At 70.4% G+C, this 6,244-nt stretch carries 6 protein-coding genes and 1 rRNA gene; 4 read left to right on the top strand and 3 right to left on the bottom strand.

Annotation, left to right across the window (positions count from 1 at the left end; genetic code table 11):
• Positions 1-466, top strand: a 466-nt coding sequence (locus tag VQ02_RS14205; protein WP_157080621.1) for a helix-turn-helix transcriptional regulator, incomplete at its 5' end; no start/stop codon positions are given.
• 281 nt (positions 467-747) lie between these two features.
• Positions 748-1,683: a hypothetical protein gene (locus VQ02_RS14210; protein ID WP_053080370.1), complete on the top strand. Its 936-nt coding sequence runs from the start codon at positions 748-750 to the stop codon at positions 1,681-1,683.
• A 46-nt stretch (positions 1,684-1,729) separates the two neighbouring features.
• Here the strand turns inward: VQ02_RS14210 and VQ02_RS14215 are convergent, their stop codons facing one another.
• Positions 1,730-2,485: a 2-keto-4-pentenoate hydratase gene (locus VQ02_RS14215; RefSeq protein ID WP_048444856.1), complete on the bottom strand. Its 756-nt coding sequence runs from the start codon at positions 2,483-2,485 to the stop codon at positions 1,730-1,732.
• Between the two features lie 7 nt (positions 2,486-2,492).
• Complete coding sequence (ggt, locus tag VQ02_RS14220; protein ID WP_048444857.1) at positions 2,493-4,070, bottom strand: gamma-glutamyltransferase; 1,578 nt, start codon at positions 4,068-4,070, stop codon at positions 2,493-2,495.
• Between the two features lie 365 nt (positions 4,071-4,435).
• Here ggt and VQ02_RS14225 point away from each other — a divergent pair, with 365 nt between their 5' ends.
• Entirely contained in the window at positions 4,436-4,714 is a 279-nt protein-coding gene (locus VQ02_RS14225) for a hypothetical protein (RefSeq protein WP_157080622.1), read from the top strand.
• Positions 4,715-4,967: 253 nt separating this feature from the next.
• On the opposite strand, the gene cysC is transcribed toward VQ02_RS14225, so the two are convergent.
• Positions 4,968-5,612 (bottom strand): adenylyl-sulfate kinase, encoded by a 645-nt coding sequence (gene cysC / locus VQ02_RS14230; protein WP_048444859.1) that lies wholly within the window; start codon positions 5,610-5,612, stop codon positions 4,968-4,970.
• Between the two features lie 550 nt (positions 5,613-6,162).
• Between cysC and VQ02_RS14235 the strand changes: the two genes are divergently transcribed.
• Positions 6,163-6,244 (top strand): 16S ribosomal RNA (locus VQ02_RS14235); the annotation flags it as partial.

Here is a 6,244-nt window from a genome sequence, read left to right on the forward strand (position 1 = left end):
CGGCGTCGCGGCCGCGGCCGCAAAGCTGTGCCGGGCGGCGATCCCCGCCCCGCCCGCCGATCCGCACCTGGCGGAGCGGCGGGTCAGCACCGAGATCCGGGCCTTCATCCAGAGCAGGCTCGCCTCGCCGGACCTCGGTGCGGAGATGATCTGCGCACGGTTCGGCCTGTCCCGCGCCACGCTCTACCGCCAGCTCGCCACGGAGGGCGGCATCCATGCCTACATCCGCAACCGTCGCCTCGCCCGGGCGATGCAGCTCCTGACCTGCGCCCCGGACGGCGCCCGCCCCCGGGTCTCGGCCGTCGCCTACAGGTCGGGCTTCGCGGACGAGAGAACGTTCAGCCGCGCCTTCAAGCGCCATTACGGCGTCTCGCCGCGGAGCGTGGCCGACGAGGGACTGGCCGGGTGGCGTGGGGGCGGCGGCACGACGACCCTGGACACGTGGATCAGGCAGCTCGACGCGTGACGGCGTCTCCCGGTCGGACCGGCCTCGGCGGATCGGCGTCGGCAGGCCGACGCTTCGTCCGCGTCGGCACCCCGTCTGCCGCGGGTTCTCGTAGCGAGACCGGACGCTACGTCCGCGAAGCTCGCTCAGGGGCCATCTCCCGGTGGTGCGCGAAGCCCGCATGATTGACGCCGATCGAGCCGGACGCCACAAGGTAGCGAGCGATCGAGCGATGCCGCGATCTCGCCCTCGTGCCGTCGCGGGGGCATGCGTCGGCGATTCCCACGGGTTCGGGCAACCGCATGGCGATGACGGCACGGTGCGAGCAGACCGGCGAGGCGCATCCGGACGCTGACCTGTTCCAGCCCTTCGTCCCCGGGATCGAGCATCGCACGACGGGAGAGATCCTCGCGCATCCGGGCTTCCCGCGGATGAGGCGCCGCTACGTCGCCGAGACCATCGCACGGTACGAGATCGCCGCGTTCCCGGGACATTGGCAGAGCGTCGTGTACCGCGTCGCCACCCTCGGCACGATCGTCTGCAACGATGCCGCCTACGACCCGGCCGACCGCACGACGTGGCCGACCCTGACCCGCCTGAAGGAGGCTGTCGCGGTGTTCGGTCTCTGCGGCCCGCGGCAGATCGACGACTTCATCGCGCGCCTGGTCGAGACCGGCCACGTCGTCCTGGAGCAATCCGCGGCCGACCGCCGGATCAAGCTGCTCCGTTCGTCCGTTACGCTGCTGGCCTGGGACCGCGAGGTCCTGGCGTCGTACTACACCGCTCTCCAGATGCTCTACCCCGAGCCCGGCTACCGGGCCGCCCTCATCCGGGACCCGGATTTCCAGAGGGCGCAACGCTTCGTCTCGACCCGGTACTTTCCGGAGATCGCCCGCTTCCTCGCCCGCAACCACGACCTCGTGCCGTTCACGCTCATGAATCACGGCGTCAACGTGCTGCTCCTGCTGTCGGACTGGAGGATTGCGGATCCGGGCCGCGTCATCCGCGAGAGCGACCTCGCCGCCCTGCAGCCGCGCCTCGGCATCTCCCGGTCGCATGTCCGGAACGTCCTGATCCGGGCGGAGGAGCGCGGCCTGCTGGTCCGCCATGGCAGCAAGCGCAAGGCGCTCGACGTGACCCGGCGGGGCATCGCCGCCCTCGACCTCTTCGTCGCCGACACGCTCGCGTCGCACGACATGACCTATCGCCTGGCGCTGCGCAGGCTGAGCGGGGCCTGAGGGCCGGCGCCGCCCGGATGCGGCGCCGGCCCGCGCGGCCGCGCGGTTACCCGATGGTCAGCGCCACGCTTCCCAGTCCCGGAAACTCCGCCGCGATCCGGGTCGGCGCCGTCACGAAGTCCGTGCCGGTGCAGGAACCGGTGGTGACGACCTGGCCCGCCCTGATTCCGCCGAGCGACCGGGCGCCCTCGTTGGCGAGCCAGACCAGCAGGCGCACGGGATCGACCGCCGAGTTGCCGCCGACGTGATCGTGAAGCGTCTTGCCGTCGACCGTGAGCCGCACCGGCTGGGTCACCGGGTCGAGGCCGCGCCAGTCCGAGAGACCGGGCCCGAGCACCAGCACGCCGTGGTTCTGCTGGTCGGCGCGCTGGCTGTGGGCATCGACGGCGCCGAACACTGCGAAGCGGGTGTCGGCGATCTCGATCGCCGGGTGCATCGTGGCGACCGCCGCCAGCACCGCCTCGCGGTCGTAGGGACCCGCCTCCGGGGGCAGGTCGCGGCCGAAGCGGTAGGCGATCTCGGCCTCCGCCCCGATGACGTGGAACAGCGAGGCCGGGAGTTCGTCGGTCTCGAAGATCGTGTCGGCGTGGAGGGCGGCCCGGGCCGGGGCGGCGGTGGCGCCGGGCGCACCGACCTTCCAGCCGGCCACCGGGCCGAGGGCGCGGGCGACCGCGTCCTGCACCGCGTAGGCCTCCGCCTCGCTGCCCGGCCTCGCGCCCTCGGGGAGGGCGTCGAGGCGGCTGCGGCTGCGGCGTGCGTCGAGGAGGGCCGCGGCGGCGGCATCGATGTCGAAGGGGGGCATGGTCACCTCAGTAGCCGAGCGCACTGCCGTCCTTGCGCGGGTCGGAGCCCGCGGCGAGCACCCCGCGCTGCCGGTCGATCCAGATGATCTGGCCGCCGCCGATCGGGCCGGAGGCCGGGATGGTGCGGTGTCCCCGCGCCTCGAGCCCGGCGACGACGCCCTCCGAGAATCCTGGCTCCATCTCGATCCCGCCGCCATAGGCGAAGCTGCGGGGGGCATCCAGTGCCTCCTGCACGTCGAGGCCGCGGTCGATGAGGCCGGTGAGCAGCTCGACGTGGCCCATCGCCTGGTAGTGCCCGCCCATCACGCCGAAGGGCGCCACCGTCTGCCCGTCGCGCATCAGCATGCCGGGGATGATGGTGTGCATCGGTCGCTTCCTCGGCCCGATCGTGTTCGGGTGGCCCGGATCGATGCGGAACGACAGGCCGCGATTGTGCAGGAGCACGCCGCTCTCCGGCGCGGTGATGCCGCTGCCGAAGCCCTGGAAGATCGAGTTGATCAGCGACAGGGCGTTGCCGTCCCGGTCAACCACGCTCAAGTACACCGTGTCCTTGTGGACGAGTTCCGGCCAAATCACCGGTTCCTGCGCGCGCGCCATGTCGATGGCGCCGTGGGCGCTCGCCCGCCAGGCCTCGGAGAGCAGGTGCTCCACCGGCACCCGGTTGAGGACCGGATCGGCGAAGAGCGCGTCGCGGTGGTGGTAGGCCTGCTTGCAGGCCTCGGCGAAGAGGTGGACCCGGTCGAGCTCGGACAGGGCCGCGACATCGTAATGCGTCAGCACGTTGAGCATCATCAGCACCGCGAGCCCCTGGCCGCTCGGCGGGCATTCGTAGACGTCGTAGCCGCGGTAGCGGGTGGTGACCGGGGTGACGATCTCGGGCGCCGCCGCCGCGAAGTCGTCGAGGGTGTGCAGGCCGCCGAGATCGCGCAGGCGCGCGACGATGTCCTCGGCTACCGGCCCCTCGTAGAAGCCGCGCAGGCCCTCCGCGGCGATGCGCCGGAGCGTGGCGGCGAGGCGCGGGTGGCGCATGATCGTGCCGGCGACCGGCGCGTGGCCGTCGATCAGGTAGGTCGCGGCGGAGGCCGGATCGCCGGCGACGCGCTCGACGCTGCGCGACCAGTCGAGGGCGACCCGGGACTGCACCGGGTAGCCGTCCTCGGCGTAGCGGATCGCCGGCTGCAGCAACTCGCCGAGGCTGCGGGTGCCGTGATCCTGGAGCAGCTTCGCCCAGGCGGCGACCGCCCCCGGCACCGTGACGGCATGGGGCGAGGTCGGGGTCAGGGTGATGCCGCGCTCGAGGAACCAGGCATCATGCGCCGCCGCCGGGCTGCGGCCGGACCCGTTGAGGGCGATCGGCACGGCCGCGCCCTTCGGCGCGTAGAGGGCGAAGCAGTCGCCGCCGATGCCGGTCATCAGCGGGTCGACCACGCACTGCACCGCCACCGCGGCGATGCCGGCATCGACCGCATTGCCGCCGGAGCGCAGCACCTCGATGGCGGCGAGCGTCGAGAGCGGGTGGGACGTCGCGACGGCGGCGTTGGCGGCGTAGACGGGCGAGCGCCCGGGCTTCGAGAAATCCCTCACCGTGACGTTTCCTTGCTACGCGTTAACCGGTTGCGCCAACCCGGTGGCCGGGGGCGATCTCTTGCGACGGCCGGCCTCCGGGTCGGTCATCGGCCCGATGGCAGGCAGCCCCGGTGTAGGGGTGGCGCGGATCCTCGTACAGGGTATCGCCGTCGGCGAGCTCGACGTTTCGGCCCGCCGGAGCCCCGCGACCGGGGAGCGGAGCCGATGCACCACGCGCAGGTCGTGGAGACGGGCCGCGCCGGGACTGACGAGGTGCGGGGCCTGTGCGGCGGGCAGGCGAGCCCCACCCCTGCGACATGAGGCAGGCGGCGCCCCCCACTGCGCGCCGGCCCGCTCCGTGCTAAGGAGCGGCCGACGAGAAGGTGCCGCGGTCGCGCGGCAAGGTGGCCCTCGCCACCGTAACGAGAATCCAGGGCACCGCCATGCAGGCTGAGATCCCGATGCGCCGCGTGACGGCGATCCGCTGCTATCCTTCGGGTGAGCGCGACGATCCCGATCAGCGGGTGCTCAACGTCCTCGAATGCGGTCACGTCGTCAGCTTCGAGGGCGCGAACGCGGTCGCTGCCCTCCTCGCCAAGCGCCAGCTCTGCCTCAAATGCGCCGAGGAGGCCAAGGCCGAGGCGTCGCCTCCGGCCGCGTGAGTCGCGCCGGGCGGCTCGCCGGATCCTCGCGACGATCCGGGGGGCAGACGGCCAGCGCGGGGACGAGGCAGGCGAGAGCCGGATCAGAAGCTCGGCCCGACTCCGGGTTGCGTGGATCGCGCGGTATCCGACCGTGATTCCGGTCGCCTCCGCGACGGGACCACGTTCGACAATGTTCCCTCCGCCCGGATTCGCCCCCCGCCGTGGTGAGACAGGAGGCGAGGGGGGATCCTCCGCGCGGCGTGCATGCGCCTCACGGAACGCAGGCGATGATGCCCCGGCGCCGCAACTCGTCGAGAACCTGCCCGGCCAGGGTGTCGACATCGGCCATGTCGGTCCGCAGGTGGATCTCGGGTGCATCCGGCGGCTCGTAGGGCGAGGAAATGCCGGTGAAGTTGGGAATTTGCCCAGCAAGTGCTCGGGCGTAGAGCCCTTTCGGATCGCGGCGCATGCACTCGTCGAGGGGCGCATCGACGAAGACCTCGAGGAACTCATCAGCACCGACCAGTTGGCGGGCCTCCGTCCGCTCGCGCCGGAACGGCGAGATCAGGGAGCAGATCACGATCAAGCCTGCATCCAGCATGAGCTTGGCGACCTCCGCGGTCCGGCGGATATTTTCGACCCGGCCGGCATCCGTGAACGTGAGGTCCTTGTTGAGCCCGAAGCGCAGATTATCGCCGTCGAGGATCATCGTATGATGACCGCATTGCCAGAGTCTGTGCTCGATCCGGTCGGCGACCGTTGATTTTCCCGCCCCCGAGAGGCCGGTCATCCAGAGAATCAGCGGCTTCTGGGACTTGATCTGCGACCGCGAGTTCTTCCCCAGGGTCAGGGAGTGCTGTCGGATCGTCGGAGCTTCGAGCATCCGGGACGGTGCGGCATTTCCGGGGGTGATCATCAGAGAGAGGAACTTTCGCGGGCTTTAGGTGATCAGCTCTTCGGCCTAATCCGTTTTCTGGAAGTCGCCTGTCTCCGTCAAGCGGCCTACCAATCATGGACGCAGGGGTGTGGCCGCGTTTCATCTTCGGCGGATCGAAGCGCCAGCCGATCGCGTCCCGTGCCTCCTTGCCCGGAGACGGCTGTCGCGAGAGCTTCACAAAGGGGTTGACGGTCCGGGGAGCCGCCCGTATATCCCAGCCCATCGGCGCCGGCCGCTACCGCGGACCGGGCGCTGAGACGTCTTCTGCACAGTCTGGGCCGGCGAGCCTGACCTTGGTCAGGTGCTGGTCCTGTTGTTGCCGATGATTGCCGGTGCGAGCCGGCCTGCTCTTTGACAAGTGCATCTGAGAAAGAGAAGCGTGGACGGCGTTGTCCCTGCGGATCCGGGTTTTGGCCTGGATCGTGAGTAGGATGATGCTGGTTCGACGTTTCGGTGCTCACACGACCGGCGGAAACGCTGGTTGGTTGTGTGCTTCCGTTTATGTTGTGATCAGCTTTGATCAGCTCTTCAACTTGAGAGTTTGATCCTGGCTCAGAGCGAACGCTGGCGGCAGGCTTAACACATGCAAGTCGAGCGGGCATCCTTGTGGT

It is taken from the genome of Methylobacterium variabile (assembly GCF_001043975.1).
GTDB classification, from domain to species: domain Bacteria; phylum Pseudomonadota; class Alphaproteobacteria; order Rhizobiales; family Beijerinckiaceae; genus Methylobacterium; species Methylobacterium variabile.

Excerpts from the sequence above, each read along its gene's own strand:
- VQ02_RS14210 (WP_053080370.1), top strand. The coding sequence starts at position 748 with ATGGCGATGACGGCACGGTGCGAGCAGACCGGCGAGGCGCATCCGGAC.
- VQ02_RS14215 (WP_048444856.1), bottom strand. The coding sequence starts at position 2,485 with ATGCCCCCCTTCGACATCGATGCCGCCGCCGCGGCCCTCCTCGACGCA.
- cysC (WP_048444859.1), bottom strand. The coding sequence starts at position 5,612 with ATGATCACCCCCGGAAATGCCGCACCGTCCCGGATGCTCGAAGCTCCG.